16 protein-coding genes and 6 pseudogenes are annotated in these 24,097 nt (G+C 72.3%); 3 read left to right on the top strand and 19 right to left on the bottom strand.

The window, feature by feature from the left end; translation table 11 throughout:
• The coding region (locus UG55_RS13955) for a glycosyl hydrolase (protein WP_083986788.1) at nt 1–913 on the bottom strand (913 nt) is incomplete at its 3' end.
• A gap of 1,622 nt (nt 914–2,535) precedes the next feature.
• On the opposite strand from UG55_RS13955, the pseudogene UG55_RS36685 reads away from it, so the two are divergent.
• A pseudogene (locus tag UG55_RS36685) lies at nt 2,536–2,934 on the top strand (hypothetical protein); the annotation flags it as partial.
• A 1,095-nt stretch (nt 2,935–4,029) separates the two neighbouring features.
• Here the strand turns inward: UG55_RS36685 and UG55_RS36680 are convergent.
• The 5 genes and pseudogenes from UG55_RS36680 to UG55_RS13925 form a co-directional block, all read right to left on the bottom strand.
• A pseudogene (locus UG55_RS36680) lies at nt 4,030–4,734 on the bottom strand (lipopolysaccharide biosynthesis protein); the annotation flags it as partial.
• A gap of 567 nt (nt 4,735–5,301) precedes the next feature.
• Nucleotides 5,302–5,595: Wzz/FepE/Etk N-terminal domain-containing protein (locus tag UG55_RS36670; RefSeq protein ID WP_242424301.1), on the bottom strand; the 294-nt coding region annotated here is incomplete at its 3' end.
• Between the two features lie 3,517 nt (nt 5,596–9,112).
• Nucleotides 9,113–10,393 carry a class I SAM-dependent methyltransferase gene (locus UG55_RS13935; protein WP_066068109.1) on the bottom strand — a complete coding sequence of 427 codons (1,281 nt, stop codon included), beginning with the start codon at nt 10,391–10,393 and terminating at the stop codon, nt 9,113–9,115.
• A 468-nt stretch (nt 10,394–10,861) separates the two neighbouring features.
• Nucleotides 10,862–11,422, bottom strand: a complete 561-nt coding sequence (locus UG55_RS13930) for a dTDP-4-dehydrorhamnose 3,5-epimerase family protein (RefSeq protein WP_066068106.1) — start codon at nt 11,420–11,422, stop codon at nt 10,862–10,864.
• Nucleotides 11,422–12,447, bottom strand: a complete 1,026-nt coding sequence (locus UG55_RS13925; RefSeq protein ID WP_066068103.1) for an NAD(P)-dependent oxidoreductase — start codon at nt 12,445–12,447, stop codon at nt 11,422–11,424. The genes UG55_RS13930 and UG55_RS13925 overlap by 1 nt, the downstream gene beginning before the upstream one ends.
• Nucleotides 12,448–12,874: 427 nt before the next feature.
• Between UG55_RS13925 and UG55_RS13920 the strand changes: the two genes are divergently transcribed.
• The gene (locus UG55_RS13920; RefSeq protein WP_313954610.1) at nt 12,875–14,512 is read left to right on the top strand and encodes a S8 family serine peptidase; all 1,638 of its coding nucleotides are present in this window, start codon (nt 12,875–12,877) and stop codon (nt 14,510–14,512) included.
• A gap of 24 nt (nt 14,513–14,536) precedes the next feature.
• On the opposite strand, the pseudogene UG55_RS13915 reads toward UG55_RS13920, so the two are convergent.
• The 3 genes and pseudogenes from UG55_RS13915 to UG55_RS13910 all read right to left on the bottom strand — a co-directional run.
• A pseudogene (locus tag UG55_RS13915) lies at nt 14,537–15,317 on the bottom strand (glycosyltransferase); the annotation flags it as partial.
• A 1-nt stretch (nt 15,318) separates the two neighbouring features.
• Nucleotides 15,319–15,478: pseudogene (locus UG55_RS36665) on the bottom strand (glycosyltransferase family 2 protein); the annotation flags it as partial.
• An 86-nt stretch (nt 15,479–15,564) separates the two neighbouring features.
• Nucleotides 15,565–16,776: a glycosyltransferase family 2 protein gene (locus tag UG55_RS13910; RefSeq protein WP_066068100.1), complete on the bottom strand. Its 1,212-nt coding sequence runs from the start codon at nt 16,774–16,776 to the stop codon at nt 15,565–15,567.
• A gap of 410 nt (nt 16,777–17,186) precedes the next feature.
• Between UG55_RS13910 and UG55_RS13905 the strand changes: the two genes are divergently transcribed.
• Complete coding sequence (locus tag UG55_RS13905) at nt 17,187–18,422, top strand: glycosyltransferase (RefSeq protein ID WP_066068096.1); 1,236 nt, start codon at nt 17,187–17,189, stop codon at nt 18,420–18,422.
• Between the two features lie 56 nt (nt 18,423–18,478).
• On the opposite strand, the gene UG55_RS13900 is transcribed toward UG55_RS13905, so the two are convergent.
• The 10 genes and pseudogenes from UG55_RS13900 to UG55_RS13860 form a co-directional block, all read right to left on the bottom strand.
• Complete coding sequence (locus UG55_RS13900; protein ID WP_255360479.1) at nt 18,479–19,075, bottom strand: PIG-L deacetylase family protein; 597 nt, start codon at nt 19,073–19,075, stop codon at nt 18,479–18,481.
• A gap of 394 nt (nt 19,076–19,469) precedes the next feature.
• Nucleotides 19,470–19,622: pseudogene (locus tag UG55_RS36660) on the bottom strand (aminoacyl-tRNA hydrolase); the annotation flags it as partial.
• 1 nt (nt 19,623) lies between these two features.
• Nucleotides 19,624–20,057: aminoacyl-tRNA hydrolase (gene pth, locus UG55_RS13895; protein ID WP_242424300.1), on the bottom strand; the 434-nt coding region annotated here is incomplete at its 3' end.
• Between the two features lie 17 nt (nt 20,058–20,074).
• Nucleotides 20,075–20,704, bottom strand: coding sequence for a 50S ribosomal protein L25/general stress protein Ctc (locus tag UG55_RS13890; protein ID WP_066068087.1), 630 nt, complete (start codon nt 20,702–20,704; stop codon nt 20,075–20,077).
• A gap of 219 nt (nt 20,705–20,923) precedes the next feature.
• On the bottom strand, nt 20,924–21,550 hold the full coding sequence (locus UG55_RS13885) for an alkaline shock response membrane anchor protein AmaP (protein WP_242424299.1): 627 nt from the start codon (nt 21,548–21,550) through the stop codon (nt 20,924–20,926).
• Complete coding sequence (locus UG55_RS13880) at nt 21,547–22,167, bottom strand: DUF6286 domain-containing protein (RefSeq protein WP_396230906.1); 621 nt, start codon at nt 22,165–22,167, stop codon at nt 21,547–21,549. The genes UG55_RS13885 and UG55_RS13880 overlap by 4 nt, the downstream gene beginning before the upstream one ends.
• A gap of 24 nt (nt 22,168–22,191) precedes the next feature.
• A pseudogene (locus UG55_RS36655) lies at nt 22,192–22,380 on the bottom strand (hypothetical protein); the annotation flags it as partial.
• A 97-nt stretch (nt 22,381–22,477) separates the two neighbouring features.
• Complete coding sequence (locus tag UG55_RS13875) at nt 22,478–22,969, bottom strand: hypothetical protein (RefSeq protein ID WP_066068146.1); 492 nt, start codon at nt 22,967–22,969, stop codon at nt 22,478–22,480.
• Between the two features lie 18 nt (nt 22,970–22,987).
• The gene (locus tag UG55_RS13870) at nt 22,988–23,227 is read right to left on the bottom strand and encodes a DUF2273 domain-containing protein (RefSeq protein ID WP_066068077.1); all 240 of its coding nucleotides are present in this window, start codon (nt 23,225–23,227) and stop codon (nt 22,988–22,990) included.
• Between the two features lie 500 nt (nt 23,228–23,727).
• A complete protein-coding gene (locus UG55_RS13860) occupies nt 23,728–24,039 on the bottom strand; it encodes a hypothetical protein (RefSeq protein ID WP_128422989.1) in 312 nt (103 codons plus the stop codon).
• Nucleotides 24,040–24,097 lie beyond the last annotated feature (58 nt).

The following is a 24,097-nucleotide window of genomic DNA, read 5'->3' as shown; positions in this document are numbered from 1 at the left end:
CCCCTGAGTCCCGGTTGCACTGCTCGTTGAAGATCTTCTGGGTGAGCGAGGCCGGGGAGCTGTCGTAGGCGTCGATACCGATGATGTCGACGACGTCGTCGCCGGGATAGGCATCCCACACGTTGTCCCCGTTGACCATGGTGTCCCGATGCGCGGTCATGGTCCACTCGATCTTCACCTGGGGCGCGGTCGAGCGGATCGACGCGGCCGCGCGGGTGAAGCAGACCTTCCAGGTCCCGGTGTCCTTCGGCTCCCAGAACTTGAACCAGTTGCCGTTGAACTCCCACCCGAGTCGGACGATGGCGTCCGGCCGGCCGTTGCGCACCAGCGTGTTGCCGAAGTCGCGCCAGTGGCTGTCGTACTCGCCACGCGCGCAGGCCGCCTCGTTGCTGCCCTCGACGAGCAGCGGCTGTGCGATCGACACCTGCCCGGAGTAGGTCTGGGGGCGGAAATCGGCCAGCGGCCAGTCGTCACGGGTGACCGTCTCCCAGTTCGCGCGGGAGGTGAACAGGATGGCGATGTCGGTGGAGCGGCCGACCCACGACTCCCAGGCCGCGAGGTCGTTCGGCGGGTTGGCATTGGCCCCCGAGACCCAGCTCACGCCGGTGGTGGTCGGGTGGGTGGTCGGAGTCTTCTCCTCATCACCGGTGAAGACGATTATGCCCACCGCCAGCACGACCACGGCGACGACCGCGCTGACCGCGCCGAGCAGCAGGACTCGGCGCTGGCGCGCCCGCCCGGTCGCGCCCGGCGGGCCCGGCGGTCCCGCGGCCCACTGCGAGCGGGTGCCGCGGCGGTGCCCGGGACCAGAGCCCGGCCCGTCGCCGGAACCGTCGTGGGTGGACCCCCCCGAGCCGGTCGCCGGTTCGTCCGAAGTGCCCGCCTCGCCGGACCTACCTCGGCGACCTTCCACGCCCCCACCTCCGTCGCTGGCGCACCACCGCGCCCTGATGATCAACCGATGAGCTACCACGGTGCGGAGGCCGCCGCCCCGGCAGGGAGCGGGCCATGGCCCCACCTCACAGGCCGCGGCCCGGCCGCACGGCCGTGGCCCCGCCTCACGATGCGGGCCTCGCCGCGGCGTGCGCCCGCCGCGAGCATCGCCGCCCGCTCAAGGATGGGACTGCGCCCCACGCTCCGTGCCCGCCTGACGGGGGACGGGGAACGGCGTGTTCCCACCGGTAGAGAAAGTCAGATCCGGGTCGGTCTCAGTAGGTGCCCACAGTCGCAGCCCTTCTTCGATCATTTCGACACGTCCAACTGGTTCTACCTGTCGTAACAATGACGCGACGTGAGGTTTGCTAACCATACCTGGTCAGCGGGCGGCCAGAGCTGGCAGCACCGGTCGGCACCGGTCGGCATTCAGCACACCGATACACTGTCGCCCCGACGCCAACACCAGACACGCGCGTCGGGCGCACGGCCGTCAACTCGCCGACACCGCCCTCGCGAGGTTCACGTCAACCCCCGAGCCTGGCGGCCGGTCGGCCAGGCCAGCCATCTGGAACCAGCAGGCGCGGGCGGCGAAGCGGGGCGGCCCGGGTCAGACATGCCGACGCGGCAGGAACGGGGGCGGAACAGGTGGTCACCACCACCCTCACCACGAGGATTCCTCGCTCGTGGGTGATCCCCACCGCCGAGGTCGTCGACCGGCGGCCCGGCAACGCGCGGATCCTGAAGACGCTGACGGTCCTGCTCTGCGCGAACATCTTCCTGCAGCGACTCGCCATCCCGGTCGCCGGCGCCCAGCTCCAGGTCATCCTGCCGATCACGCTCGTCGCCGTGGTCGTGATGCTGAACCACGGCGACCTCCAGCTGAACGTCGGCCGCCTGCGCGCCTACCTGCTGGCCATGACCGCCTGCTGCGCGGCCGCGACGGTGTCCTTCCTCCGTGAGGTCGACGACAGCGCCATCACCTCGCTCGTGCTGCTCATCGGGACGTACATCCCGCTGTGCTTCGGTCTCGTGCCGGCCGACGCTCGGGCGATCTTCCCTCGGCTGCTCGACCGGTTCGTGACCGTGACGACGGTCCTCGCCGGGCTCGCGATCTTCCAGTTCGCCATCCAGCTGGTCGGCTGGCAGTACACCGATGTCCTCGAGTTCATCCCGACCGACTACCGGATGCACGGCTTCAACACCAGCTACCCGGTGCAGTACGGCTCGGACATCTACAAGTCGAACGCCTTCATCTGCCTGGAACCGTCGTTCTGCTCGCAGTTCCTGGCGTTCGGACTTGTCGTCTGTGTACTGCGCAGCGGCAGGTGGTGGCATTACGTTCTGTACATCCTGGCCCTGCTGTCGACCGTTTCGGGAACTGGCGTCGTGCTCCTCGCCGTGGCCCTGGTACTGCTCTCGGTGCACAAGGGTGCGCNGTTCGCGACGACGGCATTCGTCGGCGTGGCCATTGTCGTGCTGGTCCTCAGCTTCACCCCGGCGGCCGACGTTTTCGCCGAGCGGGCGACCGAGACGTCATCGGACAACTCCAGCGGAAGCCTGCGGTTCGTCCAGCCCTACACCAGGACCTGGGACGCGCTNGGCAATGCGCCGGTGACCGTCCTGTTCGGCTCCGGGCCCGGGTTCGCCGACCGTGACGCGCACGCCTTCTTCCTGCGAACCAGCCTGCCGTTGAACTACGCCCTCCTACCGAAACTCCTGCTGGAGTACGGCGTGATCGGCACCGTCGCGTTCCTGTCGTTCATCGTGGCCATGTTCGTACGCGGCTCACCGTCGTTCGTGCTGTCCGGTTCGGTCCTCGTCTTCTACAGCGTGTTGTCCGGTGGCCTGCTCAGCCCGGTTGTGATCACCTTGGGCATGCTCCTGGTCTCCTGGTTCACGACCACACCTGAGGACGAGCGGTGGAGCCGCCCGCGGTCGGTCAGCCAGGCCGAGCCTCCTCCCTCGACCATGCTGGCGCCGGCTCAGCGTCACGGCTAGGCCGACACCGTAAATCTCGACCCGTGCGAATGCTGGACTCGCGCGGGTGGGGGTGCTGGACGGATGCGGGAGCGGGGTGCGGCGCGGGCGAGTGCGCTCGGCGGGAGCGCGGGCGCGGCGCGGGCGGGTTCACGGCGGGAGCGCGGGCGAGGTGCGGCGGGTTCACGGCGAGTGCGTTCGGTGATCTGACGACGATGGTCAGCATTTCGAGCACGAGCGCGGCAGTGCCGATCCCGCACCTGAAGAGCTGTTCGTGTCTCCCGCCGAGACGTCTTGACAACCACGGTGACGCAGGGGCCGCAACCCCTGCGAGTGAAGGACACAAGGAGCCCTTCAGTCGCTGTCAGCGAATCCTCCCGGACCCACGCCCCACGGGTGGGCGACGGCTGCGCGGCGCCTGCCGGCGCGCTGAAAGCCCAGGCAGCCCCATTACCGCGGGGTCCCGCCGGGCACCCGCAGCCCCGTGGCCCCACCACGACGCGATCTTCACCANCCCAGACNTCCACCGACGGGATCGTGGACATCGAACAGCCGGCACAGTGCGCCCCCCACACCAGCCCGCAGCCGCCACCCACCGCACCCCGCCGCCGGCCCAACAGCCGCGATATCCCGCCGATCAGACAGCCACGTCACCCGAGGCGCTCGACGCGGCCCCCCGAAGCCCGGCATGGCACCGCGCCGGCCCCGCACCGCGCCGGCCAGGCACCCGCACCGCGTTCCCGACTGACAGCGCTCGCACCCCACAGCGCTCGCACCCCACAGCGCTCGCCACCCCACAGCGCTCCCGGCCGACCGCGGCCTTCGGCCCGCGCGGCCCGCGCGGCCCGCCATCGCCATCCGGCTGGCACCAACCGCCGCCTGACATCGCCTTGCGGCCAGTGTGGGCGAGCGCGCCTGCCGCCTTGCCCACCTGCCCAACACAGCGAGGGGCGGACCAGCCGGAACTCTGCCAGATTCCGGTTGGCCCGCCCCTCATTCGGTGCGGTCTCGCCTCCCCGACCGGTGGAACCGTGGGCGGGGTTCTTGCTGTACTGCCTTACCGTCTTGCCTTACCGTGCCTCTGTGGTGGCCTTCCGGCCCCGGTTCTCGCGCCTCTCAGCGGTTCGCCGGCCGAGCGTAGCGGTCGGTCGCCTCAATGTCGTGAGACCCCCGACCGTGCGGCTCCGCGCCCATCGGTGAGGCCGATGTGATCGACTCTACCGAAGTCGCGGACGAAGCGCGGCCAGCGCCCGCGTTGCGCCGTACCGCGGTACGGCCGTCGTGCACCACGCCGACGACCCGCTCGGCCAGCGCCGGCCAGTCGCGCGGCACCTGCTCAAGCTCCTTGAGGTTGGTGTCAGGTGAGGTGATGACGACGACCGCGTCCGCCTGGATCGCCGAAGCGGCGGTCATCGGCAGGTCGGCGAGGGCCGCGGTCACCAGGATGACGAGGTCGACCACGGGCGCGCGGTCCGCCAGAATCGGCGCCAGGCCGCCTGGCCGGGCGGCGCGGGCCGGTGAGACCCGGTTGTAAAGGATGTGGCCGCGGCCCGTGCCGGAGGAACGAGCCAGGCAGGTCGGCTCGTGTGCCCAGCGGGGCAGCTCCGCCGAGGTGGGCCGGGGCAGCCCTTCTAGCGAGGCCCGCACCTCGGACTGCGCCGAGGTGTCGAGGATCAGGACCACGCCCTGGTCGTCCGACCAGGCCGCCGCGACCGCGGCCACCAGTTCGGAGCTGAGGTCGGTCCGCGAGGCGGGGGTGAACGCCACCACCTTGCTGGTGGGCGACATCACCGCCGACATCGCGGAGACCAGGGTCTCCGCNGCGTTCGCACTGGTCCGGCTCGCCGGCAGGTCGGCGATCAGCGGCACGCCCAGCAGGTCCGCCGAGTTGTGCGGGTCGAGGATGGTCGGGCGCCGCTGGTACATGATCCACAACCCGGCCACGGAGCCGAACAGGCCGAGCAGCGCGGCTACCAGCACGTTGCGGAACAGGTTCGGCGCGACCTGCCCGTCGGACCGAGGCGCCTCCGCCAGCCGCACGGTGGTCGTCGGGCCCGTGACCTCACCGAGCCCGGCCGCGGCGATCTGGGTGTTGAGTTCCTGCACTTCCTTGCCCAGCACATCGGATCTCTGCGCCAGCACGGGGTCGGCCTGACCCCGTATCTGGGGCTGCAGCGCGTCGTATTCCTGCGCCTTCCTGTCACGTGCCGCGGTGAGCGCGTCGACAGGGCTGGACCCACCGAGCTGGCTGATGTAGGCGTCCTTCGCGGTGTTCACGAAGTCGATGGCCGCCTGCTGGCTCGGGCCCGTGCCGATGATGGTGAAGAAGTAGCCCTCGTTCGACGGGGTGGTCTCCAGCCGGTCGATCACGTCCGCACGCGTGATCCNCAGCTTGGAGGCGATCACGTCCAGCGTCGCCGTGGACGTCGCGAGCTGGGCCTGCGTCTGCATGTAGCGGGACGGGTCCACCGAGTTCGTACCCAGGGCGGCCTGGGTCGTGTTCAGGAAGATCCGAGAACTGGCCTCATAGGTGGCCTTCTGCTGCTTGGAGAAGATCATCGCGAGCGCGGCCAGGATGACCGTCGCGATGACGATCACCATCCAGCGCGGTCTGATGATGCGGATCAGCGACGGTGCGGACGGAGCCCGCCCGCCCTCGGCCGGCTGCCCGGAACGACTCATCTGACACCCGCCTCAGTTGCTCTACGGCGCCGCGAGACGCCAGCCAGCCGTGCGTGGGCCTGCACTCGCACGGGCCCTCCCGGCGGCAGGTGAAGCGGAGTCAATTGGGCCCCCCACTGGAGCGTCAAGCCGGTCGCATGGACCACGGCCAAAGATCTGACGGAACCGATTTGCGAGCATAGCCGATAGCGCAAAGTAAGCGGTCTATAGCGTCGACGCAACCTAACGTTCCGGCACAATTCCACCCTCGGTTTGTGTCCACGTGCTTCCTTGTGGTCCTGACACCGGCGGCACAGGTGCTCCGATCGGTGGAGGTGGCATCGGGGTGTGCGGTGGGGTGTCCGTCGCCAACGGAGACCCGCCCGATCCCGGGTGCTCCGGCACGGGAGTCTGATGCAACCGGACGCCGCTGTCCCGGGCGTGGCGGCCACCGCCTCGAGCGGCGCGACCGGGCCTGGAGTCCGGGCCGGCGGTCAACGCGCCCGAATCGGGCCCCAGCCCGTGCGGTCCAGTACCCGCGGGGCCTCCAGCCTCGCCGGGCCGCCCGGCCTCGACATCCCCGCCACCCCTGGTACCGCCACCCCGGGAATCATCACCACGGGCATCCCCGGCACCCCTGCCGCCACTCGTGACGCTCCCGCCCACGGGCACGGCGAGGCGCGCCGCCTCGTGCTCACGGACCACCCTGCGCAGCAAGATCCACCACACCGGCGCAATGCCCCAGAACACGAGGTTGAAACCGATCACGGCACCGGGGGCATCCCCCAGCAGCAGGCCGAGAATGGGCAGGGTGAACAGCATCGGCGCCATGACCAGGTTGATCCGGAACGTGGTCCTGGTCTTCCCCAGCGCGTACATCACGCAGGCCGGCCCGGTCGGTACCGCCGTCCCGGCGTAGTGCAGGACGGAAAGCAGCAGGATGGCATGTGCGCCAGGCCAGTTCTGCTTGAACAGGAACTCCCCGACCTGCGGGAACAGCACGAAGATGAGGCTCCACAGCAGCCCGAGCCCGACCACGATCGCCGAGAGCACGACCGCCGCGCGCTGGCGGGCCCGGGCGGACATGTCCATGCGGCGGGACAGCTCCGGCACCGCGAAGCTCACGATCCCGACCCCGATCACCGTGGTCGGGCCGAGCAGCGTGCGCACCGCGTTCAGCGCGCCGACGATCTCCGCGGAGTGCAGCGCCCCCATCAGCAGGATCGACGCCTGCAGCGCGCCCTGCACCGTGATGAACTCCGCCGTCAGGTTGGTCGCGTTGGACCGGTTCTCCCGAATCCAGGCGAATGCGCGTGACGGTGCCGGCCAGAGCCCGGCCTGCGCCACCCCGAGCAGAGCCGCGATCAGCGCGGAGACCCCCCAGGCCAGCAGCATGGGCGGAGATTTCGTCACCCCGCGCTCGATGAGCAGCGACAGCCCGATCACCTGGACCGCGGCCCAGGCGATGTCGTTGAGGAACGCGTTGGCCGGNCGGCCCTGCGCGAAGAACACGTAACGCCACGCGTCCTGGAGCAGAAGCCCGGGCAGGACGAAACCCATGAGCAGGATTCCGGTACCGACCGACCCGCCGAAGAGCGCTCCCAGCAGGATGAGCGGCAGGCTCAGCAGCGCACCGAAGGTAAGGCAGGCTCCCGTGGTCGACCCGGCCGCGTGCCGGAACTCCCTGGCGGACCGGCCCGCGTAGGCGATTCCCAGCGGCACACAGCAGCTCGCCCGGGAAATACCGATGATGACCGAGAAGATCAGATANGGAATGGCGAACGCGCCGTACTCGGTCTTGCCCACGTAATGGGCGATCAGAATCGAGACCGCCGCGTTCGTGGCGCTGGAGACCCCCTGGTCAGCGAGGGTCCAGATCGCCTTCGACTTCGTCGACCCGCCGCCGACGGCCTCGTCCTGGGCGTCCGGCGCCCCGGACCGGACGTCGGCGGAGTACTCGGCGGCCTCGTCGAACTGCCCGCCGGCCGCGGCGGTGGCCGGAAGGCCCCGCCGGGACGCAACGACACGATCACGATCCGCCCGGGCGGGTGCCCCGGCCTCGAGGCCGGCGTAAGCCGTGCCGGAGCGGGCGTCCCACCCGCCGCCGGGAATGCCGGACCGGTTTACCACCTGGGTACTCGCGGAATCGCCCTCGGGCCGGCCGCGCCCGTACAGGCGCGGGATGTACTCCGTCTGCTCGGGGACGGGCGCGTCCTCCATCTCCAGCCGCCGCCGGAGCGCCGACAGGTCGATCGTGTCGGTGAAGGCGTTGATGAAGTGCAGGTCCGGACCCGAGCCGCCGGCCGGGGGCTCGGCTGGCACCCCGCGGTCATTCCGCCGGCGACCGCCGACCTGACCGCGCCCGCCGCCCACGTCACGTCCGGCGGCGGAGCCGTCGCCGCCGGTTGCCCCCGCGCCCGGCGCGGCCTGGGACCGCCGGCCCGTGGCCGACCAGCCACGCCCACCGCGCCGCGACGGCTCGGCGGCGGCCGGGCCGGCTGGCGGCGGCACAGACCGGCCGGCCGGCGGCGGCACGGCCGGGCCCGGCCGTGCTCCCCCGCGCTCGACCAGGAACCCGGCCGGGGAATCGGCCGGCGACCGGCCGCCCGGACCCGCCGGCGGCTGGCCGCCAGAACGCGGCGGCGGCTGGCCGCCTGGAGGCGGGGTCGGCTCGCGGCTCACGCCGGGGGTGGGTTGTCGGACGGTGCCCGGAGCTGGAGTGCGCAGCGAACCCGGCAGCGGGGTTCCCGGCCCGCTCACCATCCGCACGGTGGTCTCGGGAGGCACCCACCCACCTGGCGGCGGACTCCCCGGTGGGCTGGCTCCCAGCGGTGGCTGCCCGGGTCCGGGCGGCATCGTCCCCGGTGGCGGTGGCTCTGCCGCGCGCGGGCTCGCCCCAGGTGGACCCGCCGCAGGCGGCATCGCGCCAGGAGGCACCGCTCCAGGTGGCACCGCGCCGGGTGGCGGGGTGTCCCTCACCGGATTGCGCGGCATGGCTGTCCACCCCGGCGGAGGTGTCAGCGCGCGGGACACGCCCTGCCGTGGGGCTGACACCCCACCCGCGGGCGGGACGGTGCCAGGCAGCCGAGGCTGCCCTGACGACGGCCCCTCAGACCACCGGGGGTCGACCACGGGGCCGCGGGGGCCGGTGACGGGACTGCGCGGCAGCGGGGTGCCCACGTGGAAGCCCGGTGAGGGCGGTCCGCCGGGCCCGCCCCCGAAAGCCGGCGGTTTCCCGCCCGTGCCGCGGCCGTCGGACGACGGGTCGGAGTCGGGCGTGGGAGCTTCCCGCCCACGGATGCGCGGCGCGCGTGGCATGTACTGCGTCGCGCCGGCATCGCCCTGCTGGCCCTCGGGCGGGCGCGGGCGCTCGAGGTAGGGCTCGTCCTCCCCGCTTCCCGCCCGCGTTTCCGTGCCGATGTCGGTCACGCCGAACACCCCGGTCCACCCGGGGCGCACAGGACGCCCGGGCCACGGGGTGCGCGACGCAGCCGCCCGGCTGCCGAAACAGACCTCATCGTCTCGTGGGTTACCGCTCCTAGAGCACTACCGGTCGGGGCACGGGAACGATGAAGTGCCCGCCCCGGGCCGCGTACTCCTCCTGCTGCGACATGATCTCCTTCTTGACGTTCCACGCCAGCAGCAGCAGGTAGTCAGGCTGCCGCTCCAGCAGCACAGCCGGGTCGAGGATGGGTATCCGCGCTCCGGGGAGGTACTTGCCCTGTTTGTGGGTGTTGCGGTCGACCACGAAATCGATCAGCGAGTTGTCGAGGCCGGTCGAGTTCAGCAGGGTGGCGCCCTTCGCGGCGGCTCCGTAGGCCGCGATGGTCCTCCCCTGTGCCCGCAGCGAGCGCAGCAGCTCGGCCAGCTCGGCCTGCAGCGCCCGGACGTCGTCGCCGAAGCTGGCGTACCGCTCGAACGTCCCGAGGCCGGCGGAGCGCTCGGCGCCGAGGACCGCCGCCACCGACTCCGCCGGCACGGCCGCCGCCTGGTGCTGCATCCGCCAGCGCAGCGTCCCGCCGTGCAGTTCGGCGAACTCGTCGACGCCGACCAGCGCCAGCCCGTGCCGGCGCATGAGGGCGTCCACCGCGATCGTGGAGAAGTAGCAGAAGTGCTCGTGGTAGACGGTGTCGAACTCGTTGTTGGCGAGCAGCCCCCCGACGCCCGGGTTCTCGACGTCGATGATGCCGTCGTCCTTCAGGAGGATCGAGAAACCCTCGACGAAGCTGTTGAGGTCGGGGACGTGGGCCATCACGTTGTTCGCGATGATGACGTCCGCCTTCAGGCCCTCGGCGACGAGCGTCCGGGCCAGCTCGGCGCCGAAGAACGCCTCGCGGGTGGGCACGCCCGCCGCGCGGGCGGCGGCCGCCGGGCCCGGCGTCGGCTCGATGCCCAGCACCGGGATGCCCCGCTCGACGAACGCCTTCAGCAGGTAGCCGTCGTTGCTGGCGACCTCGACGACCAGACTGTCGGGCCCGAGGCCGCGGCTCGCGATCAGGTCGATCACGTGCTTCTCCGAGTGCCGGACGAGCGTGTCCGAGAACGAGGAGAAGTACGGGTAGTCGGCGTCGAAGATCTCGTCCGCGGGGAGCACGTGGGTGAGCTGGACCAGCGCGCACTGCTCGCAGAAGCCGACCTCGAGCGGGAAGGACGGGTCCGCCGCCCCGAGCGAGTCGGCCTTCACCAGCCGGTTCGCGACAGGTGTGGCACCCAGCGACAGGAAGGCCCGCGGAGCGGGCCCGTCACACGATCTGCAGGCGGTGACCGGGGCGGCGAGCCCCGCGGCCGGAGCTCCCTCTGCTTCGCTTGCGGATGACATACGTTCCCCTGTTCGAGGTGACCAGCGAGCGGTGACCAGTAAGCGGCGGTTCGAAGGCTGCGGCCGATTCGGGCCGACCCCGTTCGGCATGGTGACGACGATGATGGTGACAACTCGGCGCGGATCGGCCACCGCCGGCTGTACCGGCCACGGCCGGACCACCCGGCAGGGACATCCGAGCAGATCCCCGTTACAGGCGGACGAACAACCCGATCACCGGGCCGCGCCATGAACGCCCACCCAGCCGCCTCCGGACCACCTCCACGCTACTCAGCGCTGTGGGTGACCAGCCCGGGTACCGGTTCCCACCGCTTTCGCCGCTTCGCCCGGCTTCTGCCCCGGATGGACCCACAGCAGGCGCCTATCCCGTGACTTGAGTGTCACACACGCATGGAGTTGACCTGACGCAAGCACGCCGAGCCCGGGTCGTCGCCTGCCGCGCCGCGCCCGGCACGACAGGCGACCGGCCTACCGTGCCGTCGCGGTCTGTTCGCTCGGCACAGCGGGCAGCAGCGGCCAGCCGCGGTCCTTGTCCGAGATCTCCGAGACGGGCAGCGGCCAGGCGATGCCGAGTCGCGGGTCGTCGAAACGGAGACCACGGTCGTGCCCCGGAGTGAACGGCACGTTCATCTGGTACGTGGCCTCGGTGTCATCCACCAGCGTCTGGTAGCCGTGCGCGAGCCCGGCCGCGATGAACAGCGCCCGGTGGTTGTCGGCCGTCAGCTCGACCGAAACGTGCCGCAGGTAGGTCGGCGAGTCCGGCCTGGGGTCGACGACGACGTCCAACAGCGCGCCGCGGGTGCACCGGACCAGCTTGGTCTCGCGGACCGGCTCCCCCGCCCAGTGCAGGCCGCGCACCGTGCCGGCGAGCCGGTTGTAGGCAACGCTGCACTGGGCGACGGCGACCTCCAGCCCCGCGGCGGCGAACTCCTCGGCGCAGAAGGTGCGCGCGAACAGGCCGCGGGCGTCGGTGAACGCCTCGACGTCCACCACCGTCACGCCGTCGATCGCCGTGGGCGCCAGGATCATCAGGCGGTCCAGAACAGCTCTGCGTCCACCTGCCCCGTGCCGATCAGGTACTGCAGCTGCTTGAGGCGGGTGTGGCCGCGGCCGGTGAACGTCTCGTTGTCGAGCTGGATGCGGCTGAAGACCTCGTGCAGCTGCTTCGCGCCGCGGTGGGCGTCCCAGTCGCAGGCGAACCCGGGGAGCTGCGTGGCGATCTTCTCGAACGAGACGCGGTAGCTGCGGTTGTCCCCGGCGTTGTCCCCGAAGCTCAGCCGGCAGCCGGTGAAGACCGAGGCGACCGCGTCCGCGATCTCCTTCACCTGGTAGTTCTGCGCGCTGTCACCCACGTTGAAGATCTGGTTGTGGACGACGTCCCGCGGTGCGGCGAGAACGCACCGGATCGCCTTCGCGATGTCCAGGCCGTGCACCAGCGGGCGCCACGGGGTGCCGTCCGACGTCATAGCGATCTCACCGGTGGTCCAGGCAACCCCGGCGAGGTTGTTCAGCACGATGTCGAAACGCATCCGCGGCGAGGCGCCGTAGGCCGTCGCGTTGCGCATGAACGTCGGCGAGAACGTGTCGTCCGCGAGCGGCGAGACGTCCCGCTCGACATAGACCTTGCACTCCGCGTACGGGGTCTGCGGGTTGACCGGAGACTCCTCCGTGACGTCCGCGCCGGCCGCGACCCCGTAGACGCTGCAGGACGACATGTAGACGAAGCGCTCCACGCCGGCCTGCTTGGCGAGCTTCGCCAGCCGGAGGGACCCCTGGTGGTTCACCTTGTAGGTGACATCGGGCGCGAGCGCGCCGAGCGGGTCGTTGGACAGCTCCGCCATGTGCACGACGGCGTCGACGCCTTCGAAGTCCTCGACGGTGAGGTTCCGCAAATCCTTGTCGATCGTGTACGGAGCGCGGTCGGTGCCACGGTAGAGCCAGCCGTACTTGTAGTAGCCGGTGTCCACGCCGACCACCTCGTGACCATCCCGCAGCAGCTCCGGTGCCAGCAGGCAGCCCAGATAGCCTTCCGTGCCGGTGACGAGCACCTTCATCCGCGAATCCTCCCGATCTCGACAACGGCACGCGGAATCCACACGCGGCCCAACGTTCCGATCCCAGNAGGTACCGAGGTGGTTCGACGGGGCGTTGCCGACGCCCCGGCATGTTTCTGTCCGTCTGGCGACCGCCACTGTGCGCAAACAGTCGACAGGTCGGGACACGACCGAAGTGTGACGTGCGCCATGCGCCGACCCCGACATGCGTCGGGCCCGAACGGGGGGCCTGTCGACTCACGGACAAACGGCCGCACAACGTCCAGGATGTGGAAAGCTCGGCTGCGGACACGGTGTGTCCCTGTTCGCAGGCGTGTCGCGCTCGGGACATGCCGCGCCGCCCCTGGTCCGCGCTGCGGAGCGTCATAAGGCAGGTCGGGTGACAGGTCACCGGGGCGGAGCCCTCCACCCTCGGCGAGGCGGGCCGTTGTTCCTGGCCCGGGTCGCGGTTGCGCTGGCCGTGCTGATGCCGTTGACGACGCCCGTACCCGCCGCCCTGGCCGCGGTGGCCAGCGGCACCCCGTCCCCAGCCGGCGGGCTCACCTCAGGCGGGCTCACCTCAGGCGGGCTCACCTCGGGCGGGCTGACGGACAGCGGGCTCATGTCCCGTGGTCTCACCGCCGACGATCAGCAGTGGTACCACGAGAGCCTGCGACTCGCGGACGCGCACCGGATCACTCTCGGCGACGGCACCGTCGTGGCGGTCATCGACGGCGGTGTGGACTCCACCCACCCCAAGCTGCGCGGCCAGTTGGTGACCGGTGCCGGCATCGGCCCGGACGCGGCGCCGGACGGGATGCGCGACGACGATCCCGACGGTCACGGCACGGCGATGGCCGGCATCATCGCGGCCCGTGCCGATGTCGGGGACCCGGCCGTCTGGGGAGTCGCCCCGAAGGCGAAGATCCTGCCGATCTCCACCGGCGTCGAGGCGGACTCCGAGGAGGTCGCCCGGGCCATCCGGATCGCGGTGGACCGCGGCGCCGACGTGATCAGCATGTCGCTCGGCTCAGCCGGGCGGGCGACCCCCGCCGAGGAGCGCGCCGTCAGCTACGCGCTGGCGCACGACGTCGTCGTCATCGCCTCGGCCGGCAACGCCGAACCCGGCGACACCGCGGTGGGCTCACCGGCGAACGTTCCCGGAGTGATCGCCGTGACCGGTTCGGACTACCGGGGCCTGTTCTGGGGCGGCTCGGTGCGCGGCCCTGAGGCCATGCTGGCGGCTCCCGGGCCGGGTATCCGGGCTCCGGTACCGGAACGGGTCTCCAGCGACGGGCTCGACACCGGCGGCGGCACCAGCAACTCCGCCGCGATCGTCGCGGGCGTGGCGGCACTCGTCCGCGCGGCGATGCCGGAGCTCGACGCGCCCAACGTGGTCAACCGGCTGATCCGCACCGCGGTCGACATGGGCCCCCTGGGGCACGACGACCAGTACGGCTTCGGCCTGGTGGACCCGGTGGCGGCGCTGACCGCCAGGCTGCCCCTCGTCGCCGCCAGCCCGCTGCTCGCCCCGCGGGCCCCGAGCGCGGACGCGACGGCCGACAGCGCGCGGCCGCGGGTGGACGACGTGGTCGCGCCGGTGATCCCGCGCAGCTCTGACGGACCTTCCGCCGAGGTCTGGATCCTCATGCTCGGCCTGGCCGTCGTGGAAGGCGCGCTGCTCGGCGCGCTCGCGCATGTCGTGGCCGGCGCCAGGTTCGCGGCGATGCTGCGGCGACGCAGGCTCCGGCGGGCCCCGCCGGAGGACATCGCCCCGGCCACCATGGCCACGGCCACGGCGACCGCGGCGGCGCGGTGGAGCGCCCAGCCCGCGCAGACCTGTCGGCCCGCCTGGCCTCCCGCGCAGCCCGGCTGGCCCGCGGCGTCCACCCGACCGGGCTCGCCGCCACCGCCGCCGGCCTCGCCACCCCGACCGGTCTCCTCACCACGACCGGCACCGCGTCCGGTCTCCTCACCCCGACCGGTCTCGTCACCCCGACCGGTCCGGCAGGCACGACCCGTCCAGCGGGAGAGCGGTGGGGCGGAGGCTCCCGTCGACACCCGCGACTGGCACACCCCCCGCTGAGTACGCGGGGGCGCCGGGCGGTGGTCAGCGAGGCGGCGGACCGACCAGCAGGCCCTTGATGTATGCGGCGTGCTCGTCCGCCGTGGCCTTCCGACCGCGGGCCCGGGAGAGAACCGTGCGGCCCGCGTATCCCGCGACCAGCATGGAACGCATGACGTTCACCCGCGCGGGGGCGTTGTGCTTGCGCAGGTAGCGGACCATCGAGGCACCGCGCATCTGGAGCATCCAGGTCTTGCCGGCACCGGACCCACCCGCGCCGTGCGGGACGAGCAGGTCGGTGCGCAGCTGCTGGCGCAGCCCCGCCTCCCGGATCGCCCGGCCCAGTGCCATGTCCTCGTTGTAGACGAAGAACGTCTCGTCGAAGCCGCCGAGGTCGAGGAACGCCCCGCGGCGCACGGCCATGCAGGCGCCGGTCAGCCACTCGGGGTTCATCGGCCGGTTGGGGGTCGGGCGGGCGAACAGCGCCGACTCCGGCGCGACCTTGTGCGCGCCCAGTACGTGCATGAGGACCCGGCGGGGTGTCGGCTCCCAGCCGCCGTTCCCCAGCTCTGGCCGCCCGTCGGTGCCCTGCATCGTCGCCGCGCTGACGACCAGCTCGGGGTCGCGCTCCAGATCGTCGACGAGGGCCTGCATGACCTCGACGGTCGGGCGGCTGTCCGGATTACCCAGCACCACGTAGTCGTAGGCGGACGACCGCATGCCCATGTTCGAGGCCTTCGCGAAGCCCTTGCCGCCGCCGGAGTCGATGTACCGGCCGTTCGGCCTGGCGGCGACCAGCTCGTCGACACGGTCCGCGCCCTTGGCGNTGTCGACGACCACCAGGGGCAGGTCGACGGGCAACGTGGCGAGCATCTGCTCAAGCTGGTCGCGGCTGTGGAAGCTCACCAGCAACAGCTCGAACGACCAGCCGGCCGCGACGGGCCGCGTGCTGGGCGCCACCGAGGCGCGGGCCTCGGGTACGGACACCGCGGACGCCGCGGGCTCCTGCTCCAGGGCCGCCTCGGGCGTGCCGCCCAGGGCAGAATCATTGTCCGACACGGGATCGCTCCTGTTCAGCTCGCCCTCGAGGTCTGCGTGGTCGCGGGGCCAGCCGCAGCCGGAAGCTGCGTCGGAGACGCCTCCGGGGCCGCGGGGGCCTGCCGCTCGGGCTTCGGCCAGACCGCGGGGCGGTCGTGCGCCAGGAAGCGGCGGACTCCCCCGAGCGCGACCGCCTGCAGGAAGAACACCTGCGCCACCAGCCGGCTCGGGCCGGGCGGCGTGCCGCCCTTCATGAGTACTCCGGCGCTGGCGGCCCCGGCCGCGTTGCCGACCAGGAAGACCCGCGCGGCCCAGCTGTGCCGCGCGGCCGGCACGCTGAGCGCCACCAGCGCGACATGGGCCATCGGGCCGAACGAGGACCGGACGAGCCGGTGCCCCCACAGCTGGGACGTCACCGGCAGCGCGCCGGGCACCAGCGCCGAGCGGCGCCGCCAGAGCATGTCGAGGTTGCCCGCGACGATGCGGGTGCGGCGCTCCCACTCGGCCGAGTAGTCCGGTGCCGAGGTCTCGATGGAGTACGCCTCGGGCTCGTAGACGACCCGCAGACCACTTTCCAGGATGTCGAGCGCCAGCCAGGCGTCGTCGACGGCGGTGTCGCCGGGCAACGGGCGGAACGCCTTGCGCCGAAAGGCGAGCATCTCGCCCACGACTCCGATGGTGGCGCCGGTGGCGGACTCGCACTGCTTGAGCCAGGACTCGAACTTCCAGTAGAAGCCCTGGGCACCTGCCGGGTCGTCGACCTGCTTCTCACCGGCGACCGCCCCGACGGTCTCGTCGGCGAAGTGACGCGCGGCGGCCCGCAGCGCGTGCGGTGCGAGCACGGCGTTGGCGTCGGTGAGCACGACCACGTCGTTGCTGGCGGCAGCGACCCCGCGGTTGACCGCCCGGGCCTTGCCCAGCCGCTCTCCGGAGGACAGGACCCGCACTCCGGGACGGCGGGCGGCGGCGGCCGTCTCCGCGTCGTCGGCGACGACGATGATCTCCATCTGCCCGGGGTAGTCCGTGCCGATCAGCTCGTCGAGCTTCGCGCCGATGACGGCGGCCTCACGGTAGGCGGAGACCACAACGCTCAGCCCCGGCCAGATCTCCGGATCCTCGGGCTGTGACGGCGTGAGCCCACGACTGCGATGCCCGATATAGGCAGGATACAGAACGTGACCGTACACGGCGGTCGCGCCGAGTGCCGCGATCGCGACGCCCTTACCGAACGCACGAGCTCCTGTCATGGCATTACCGTAGCGGTGCCCTTGCGGGACCGCAGAGAGGGCCCGGGCGTTGTTACCGCCGGCTCCGCCGCGTGCCCGCCCGGTCCGGGGCGCGACCGCTGGTCCGGCAGCACTTCGGTGCCAGGTCGGGCCGGGCCGGTCGCCCACCTGCCCGAGTCGGTTTTCCCGGCCCGCAATCAGCTGGAAACGAATCCTGTATCCGCCCGGTTCACCGGCTCGTTCCCGGTGTGGGTGCCAGCCCGGCATGAGCCCGTGGGCACCGGAGTGTGACGAGACCACCGGCCGGCGCGACCACGGAGAGACCACAGGCGGCACGGGTTACGACGAATGCACCCGGCGCCGGCTGCCCGCGGTGTCCCCTCCGCCGACCGCGCGGCCGGTCCGTCGGCCCACGGGGCTACAGTTCTGGCGTGAGCGACTCCGAGCGCTGGATCGTGGTTGTCGAGGAGCCCTTCCTGCCCGCCGACGCCGGTGGGCGGGTCGAGACCTTCAGCTTCCTCACCGCGGCCTCTGCGGCCGGCATCCGGATGCAGGTCCTGGTGCCCTCCCGTACCGAGCTGGACATCGCCGCCTACGAGGCGGCGGTCCCCGGTGCGGCCGTCATCCAGCTACCCCGCGACGACAGCCCGCTGGCACACCTGTCACCGCGGCCGTTCATCCACGCCTCGCGCCCGGTGGGGCCGCTGCGCCGGGCGTTGCGGCACACCCCTCCCCGCGCCGACTCGGTCATCAGCTACAGCTGCCGGACGTCGCATCTGGGCGAGGAGATCGCGCGCCTGTGGCGGCTGCCGCATCTCGTGCGCGCGCACAACATCGACTCGGAGTTCTTCCGGGTGCTGGCCCGTAGTTCCACCGGCCCCCGGGCGGTCGCCTACGAGCTGGAGTACCACCGGCTGCGGCTCGCCGAGCAGGAGATGCACCACTCGCCGCTGGTGAACGCCATCGCGGACATCTCCGTCGAGGACCACGAGTGGCGCCGGGCACGGGCCAGTGTCCCCACGTTCCATCTGCCGCCGTTCCTGCCCGCGAACACCGTCGCCGGCGCGCTGGTGGCCGGCGGGCTCGCGAACGTCGAGCGGGCTCCGGAGGGGCTCGTCTTCGTCGGCTCGCTGGACACCCCGACGAACATCGAAGCGCTGCGGTGGTTCCTCGGCGGCTGCTGGCCCACGATCCGCATGCGGCACCCGGCGGCGGTGCTGCGGGTGGTCGGCCGGCGCCCCGAGGACGGGCTGGCCGAGTGGCTCGGCGGCTTCGACGGCGTCGAGCTGCACACGGACGTCCCGAGTGTTCTCGGCTATGTCGCCGGGGCCGCGGTCTCGGTGAACCCGATGCGCTCCGGCTCCGGGGTCAACATCAAGGCGATCGAGGCGATGTCCGCGGGCACGCCGGTGGTCAGCACCCCGACGGGCAGCCGTGGTCTGGGCTGGCGCGCGGGCAGGCATCTGCTCGTCGCCGAGGACCCGGGCGCGTTCGCCGACGCGGTCTGCGGCCTGCTGGAGAACCCGTGGCTGGCGGCGGAGATCGGCACCGCGGGTCGCGAGTTCGTCCTGCGGGAGCTCGACCACGCGACGCTCATCGGCCGCATCCGGGGCATGCTGTCGGGCCAGGCTGACCAGCCGGCCGCCGACCACGCCTCAGCCGAGTAGGAGCGCCGCGGGATCCGCGGATCAACCGGTCGGCGCGCGGGATCAACCGCGCGGAACTACCAGACCAGCGTCAGCTTGCGCGCGTCGAAGGCCTCGGCGTAGCGGCTGCCGCACTCCACGCCCCGCAGCCGCATCGTGGCCCGGAAGGTCTCCTCGTCGAACCAGACGCGGTCATGCTGGCTGCGGAAATGCCGCTGCAGGTGTTCGACCTTGGCTGCCACCGCCGGCTCGGGCACCGGGACGTAAAGGTTGGGCGTGCCGCGGTCGCCCTCCCACTTGGGGATCTCGTAGCCGAGGATCAGCGCTCCCCGGAACGCCTGCCAGGCCAGTTCGGCAAGCATGCGATGGTCCTGATGGGCATCGCCGAGGGCGGGGGCGAAGACGATGTCCGGCGTCACCTGGCGGGAGATCTGGAGCAGCATCTCCTTCACCCCGCTCCACTCGCGGGGGAGGAACCCGTCCCGCACCTCGTGCAGGTGCAGCGAGCCGAGGGACGCTCCGAGCAGCTCGCGGGCACTCACCTCGGCCTCGGAGCCGCGCTCACCGCTGCCGGAGAAGACCACCCAGTGGACCATCGTGCCGGGATGCGCGGCGATCATCTGGGCGATCGTGCCGCCGGCGCCGATCTCCACGTCGTCAGCGTGCGCGCCCAGNGCGACCACGGTGTAGGCCTCACCCGCGACAGGGCGGCCCGGCGTCAGCGCGAGCATCGCCGGCCCTGGTTGGCACCGACGTCCCCGGTCTTCCAGTCGTTCCCGGTCTTCCCGGCGTTCCAGGCGTTCCCGGCGTTCCCGGCGCGACTGGCCGTGGCCCGTCCCCGCTTACCCGTCACGGACTCGCACACTCCTCCCGGCCGGGAGCCCAGGTCACGCCGATCTCCCGACCGGGCCAGGGCCTCGTGGCCGCCACAGATCTGTCAGGGCCGCCAGGGCTGTGCCTGCCGGGGCGCCTGCTCTGCCCGGACGTCTGCTGCCAGGACACCACGCCATGGCCGCCCGGGGCGCCGCACCAGGCCCAACCTACCGTGGTGAGCCGGCGTTACCGTGGTCAGCCGGCGTGGAAGCGGTTCTGCACCGCGGCGAGTTCCTCGGTCAGCAGCGACTCGACGGCGTCAGCGGCCCTGTCGATGAGCAGCGGGAGCTCCTTGCGCTCCACGGTGCTGAAGTCACGCAGCACGAAGTCGGCCGGATCCATCCGGCCNGGCGGGCGGCCGATACCGACCCGCACCCGCAGATAGTCACGTGAGCCCAGCGACGATGTGATCGACCGCAGCCCGTTGTGACCGTTGTCCCCGCCGCCGCGCTTGAGCCGGATGGCCCCGAACGGGATGTCCAGCTCGTCGTGCACGACGATCAGCCGGGAGAAGTCAACCTTGTAGAAGGCCCGGAGTGCCGCCACCGGCGGCCCCGAGACGTTCATGAACGTCCGGGGCCTGGCAAGCACCGCCGGCTGCCCGGCCAGCCGCACCTGGTCGACGTCCGCCCGGGAGCGGTGGGACCGCAGCCGAGCGCCGGTGCGCTCGGCCAGCAGGTCCACCACCATGAAACCGACGTTGTGCCGGTTTCCCGCATAGCCCGGCCCCGGGTTGCCGAGGCCTACGGCGAGCCACGGCCCGTCACTGACAGGAACGTCCACGCGGCTCGCCGAAACACTCAGGCCGAAGCAGCGGCTTCGGTGGCCCCGGCGCCCTCGCCGGCCTCGGGCGTCTCACCGAGATCGGCCGCGGCCTGGGCTGCGGTCTTCTTCGCCAGGCCCTGGACGATGATCAGCTCGGGGTCGGCCTCCAGCTCGACACCACGCGGCAGCTCAAGCTGCGAAGCCGAGATGCCGTGCCCCGGCTCCAGGCCGGTGATGTCCACCTCGATCGGGGCCGGCAGCGACGTCGCGTCGGCCTTCACCGCGATCGCGGTGACCTGCTGGTCGACAAACGTGTCGGGGTGGGCCTCACCGGTGAGGATCACGGAGATCTCAACGGAGACGTGCTCACCGCGGTTCACCAGCACGAGGTCGAGATGCTCGTAGCTACCGCGGATCGGGTGGCGCTGGACCTCCTTCGGGAGTGCCAGCTCCGTACGGCCGGCCAGCTCCAGCGTCAGCAGGACGTTGGTGCCGGCGTCGGTCTTGAATGCGTGCAGCAGATCGTGGGCGGGCAGCGCGATGTGGCGCGGCGGCTGGCCGTGACCGTAGAGAACAGCCGGGACCTTGCCGGCCCGGCGGGTGCGACGAGCCCCGCCCTTCCCGAACTCGGTGCGCGGCTCCGCGGCGATGCGGACCTCGGACATGGGGGCGCTCATCCTTTCGAGAATGTGAACTCGGCTCCTGCGACTCACCTGCGCGGTGAGGGGTCAGGGCCGGCGGGCGGGATCGCGACGGACGCGGTCCTCAACAGTACCGGAAGCTTCACTGTCAACACCTGACAGGTGTCGTGTCGCCCCCGGACCGGCACGACGTGTGGTACCTCACCACCCACGCAAGGCTACAAAGCCGTCGGGGCGGCGGATTCAGCGCACCCGTGCCGGGGCGCCCGCATACACCCCGATCTCGATCTCGGCGGCCAGATCCGGGCGGCCCAGCGCGCGCCGGGCCCGCGGCAGCACCCGCCGCTCGACGTCGGAGCGGACCGCGCGGGCATCGGCATCCTCCTGGGCCTCGACGGACATCCGCAGCACGGGGTGGCGCGGCCGGCCCAGCATCGCCACCCGGGCGGTTCGGACAACCGGGTTGCGGACCAGGTCGTCCGCCACGGCGTCGGTGAGTGCCGCGGCGTCGAGACGGACCCCGCCGACCGCGTCGTCAATCACGTAGAGACCACGCAGGCGACCACTCCGCAGCTGGGCGGCCAACCAGCCGAGCGAGCCTAGCGCCATCAGGCCGGCCGCGGTGCCCACGGCCGGCCAGAACCAGCCGTGCTCGGCCGCGAAGGATCCGGCATCCGCGTCGAGTACCGGCCGGTCGGCGAGTGACGTGCCGAAAACTTCAAAACCGGCCAACAGAACGACCACACCGACGCCGACCAGAAACAGCCCCAGGAACCGCAACAACCACCGGTTCCAGCGCTCCACCACCGAAACCCGACCGCGCCGCGACGCGCTGGCCCGGCTACTCGCCACCCGCCTGCCGCGGCTCACCGCCGGCCCTCCTGACCAGCCGCGTTCCCCTGCCTGATCCGCTCCCGCGAGCGGCCCCCGCCGCTCGCCGAACGCTCACCCGCCGAACGCCCACCCGCCGGTTGCCCACCCGCCGGTTGCCCAGTGGCCGCACGACCGGCGACCGCACGACCGGCGACCGGACGACCGGCGACCGGACGAGCCGCCGACGCCCCCCAGCCCGACTGCATGGCGCCGGACCGCGGGGTGCCCGCGGCCGGGGTGGGCGGCCCCGCGGCGCCAGCAGCTGCCGGGATCCGCGCAACCGCGCGGTGGCGGCGTCGGCCGCGGCGCCGCGCTGCCGTCGGCTCGATCACGATGCGGGGGGGCCGAAGCAGGTCGAACCCGTCCAACGAACGACTGAGGGCGGCCTTGAGCTGCGGTATCGCGCCGTAGGACACCCGCGCCCGCAAGCGGGGACGGACCACGGCACGGCGGCGCCGGACCCGCACCGAAACCGCCGCGATCCCGTCGACGGACAGCGCCGCCGATCGCAGCGCGCGGGCGAGTGCCCGCTGGGACACGAACACTGCCGATCCGGCCACGGTCGGGCGGGCCCGGAACCGCGACCGCCCGCCGAGCTGGGAGCCGAGCAGCAGGCCCAGCCCCGCGAGGGCGATCANCACCCCGGAGAAGCGGGCCGCACCGGACGACCACGTCCAGGCTGCCAGGTGGCGCGACCAGGACGGCCAGTCGACGATCACCGGACCGCGCCCGACGGCCGCAGCGATGATCTCCACCACCGCCACCACGCCGGCGGCGGCGAGTACCGCTGCCACGAGGGCCGCGGGTACGCGGTTTCCGGGCCGCATCGTGCCTCCCTCCCGCCCCGGTCCGCCCTCGCGGTCGGACCGGCGGCCGGCTCACCGGGTTCAGCGGGCTCAGCGGAGCGCGCGCCGCCGTCGACGTTCAGCGGACGCGCGCGGCGCCTTCGTCACAAAGCGTCAGGATCCTGATGTCGATGCGGGCGACCGGTAGCCCGGCCAGCGCGGCGACCCGCTCACTCACCCGGCTTCGGACGGCCTCGGTGGTCCGCGCGACCGGAGCCGGATACGCCACCGACAGCGTCAGCGACACCCGGGCCGCGCCGTCCACGACCTGGGCCGTCACCTCGGGCCAGCGACCAGGACGGGCGGCGGAGGAGTCGGTCACCCGGTCGGCCGGCCACCGCCCGCGCCGCGGACGACCCTCCCGACGAGGCGAGCCCAGGCGCCGGCGCAGCCCACTCCGCCCGCTCGACCCGCCGGCGCGGCTGAGCAGGCGTGGCGGTGGCGCACCCACGCCCTCGATGTCGGCGGCCGCAATCGCGGCGATCTTCGCGACCACCCGTTCGGCCACCCGCACGGATCCCGCCTGGCGCTCGCGCTCCCGGCCGGCTCCGGCCGGCCGTTCACTGCTCACGATCGCCACGCTCACGCCTCACGACCGCCACCGACGGCGCTCGCCACCGGCGAAGCCGCCGGATCCGTCCCGTTCGGACGCCGACCGCCAGCGACCGCGGTCGAACCGGCTCAGGTCGATGTCACCATCCACGATCTTGCCGACAACCAGCCCGATCGCACCGAAGAGCAGCACGATGAGGAACTCGCCGAACCCACCGAACGCGAGCGCGAGCCCCGCGACCAGCCCGGCAACGAGCCCGAGCGCACCTGATCGCATCCAGGCACCTCCCTCACCGGCTCACCGGCCCGGGCTGCGGACCCGACCGCGGCACGGCGCTCCCGCCATGCCGCCGGGCGGACACACCTCCGGGCGGAGGGCCAACCGACGAGCGGCCCCGCCGCGCCGGGTGGCGCCGGGCCGCTGCGAATCCCAGTCTCAGCCGAGTGGCCAGGACCTTCCAGTTCAGGGCCCGGTGCAGTGGGCCTCGCCGGCGGTAAAAGGTCACCGGCGGCGCGTTCGTCGTCCCCTTGGCGTTCGTCGCCGTGGCACCGCGCGGGACGCCGGCCGGGGCGCGGGCCGGGATGTCGAACGCGCGCAGCCCCCGGGCGAAGGCGGCCGGGTCGCCTCCGCGGTCGGGATGGTTCGCCAGCACGAACCGCCGACGAGCGGCCCTTGCCCGCGCCCCGGCCGCCGCGCTCCCGGCGACCGCGTTCCCGGCGACAGCGTTCCCGGCCACAGCGCCCGGCGCCCGGCGGCGGGAGGCTCGGCCGGGCTGGTCAGGTGACACCGGCCCAGGCCGGCACGTCGACGTCCAGATCATCGATCAGGACGTCGACCCGCGGGGCCCCCGGCGCGGCGCTGAGGACCGCCGCGCGGACCTGCCCGGCCAGCTCGGTCATGGTAGGGCCGAAGCGGCCGACCACACCGACGACGACGGCGTCCGACCGCAGCCGCACTCCCTCGATCCGCCGGCCTCCGGCGTAGCTGACCAGTTCCTGGAACGCGGCCACAGTGCCCGTGCCGTCGTGGCCCCTGGTGCCTCCCTCGCCGTAGCCGGGGGGCGCGCCCACCGAAGTCTCAGCAGGCACGGCGGCCCCATCAGTCCCAGCCGACACAGCAGTCCCAGCCGACACAGCAGTCCCAGCC

The sequence above is a fragment of the Frankia sp. EI5c genome, assembly GCF_001636565.1.
Classification (GTDB): Bacteria; Actinomycetota; Actinomycetes; order Frankiales; family Frankiaceae; genus Parafrankia.
Note: the sequence above shows the minus strand (reverse complement) of the source record. Positions and strands in the feature narration are given on the sequence as shown.

Coding starts and splice junctions, on each gene's coding strand:
- UG55_RS13930 (WP_066068106.1), bottom strand. CDS start 11,422: ATGATCCTGGCGCCCACGGCGATCGACGGCGTGACGGTGGTGGACGTC.
- UG55_RS13890 (WP_066068087.1), bottom strand. CDS start 20,704: ATGTCCGAGGTCCGCATCGCCGCGGAGCCGCGCACCGAGTTCGGGAAG.
- UG55_RS13870 (WP_066068077.1), bottom strand. CDS start 23,227: ATGCGATCAGGTGCGCTCGGGCTCGTTGCCGGGCTGGTCGCGGGGCTC.
- UG55_RS13935 (WP_066068109.1), bottom strand. CDS start 10,393: ATGTCATCCGCAAGCGAAGCAGAGGGAGCTCCGGCCGCGGGGCTCGCC.
- UG55_RS13910 (WP_066068100.1), bottom strand. CDS start 16,776: ATGACAGGAGCTCGTGCGTTCGGTAAGGGCGTCGCGATCGCGGCACTC.
- UG55_RS13925 (WP_066068103.1), bottom strand. CDS start 12,447: ATGAAGGTGCTCGTCACCGGCACGGAAGGCTATCTGGGCTGCCTGCTG.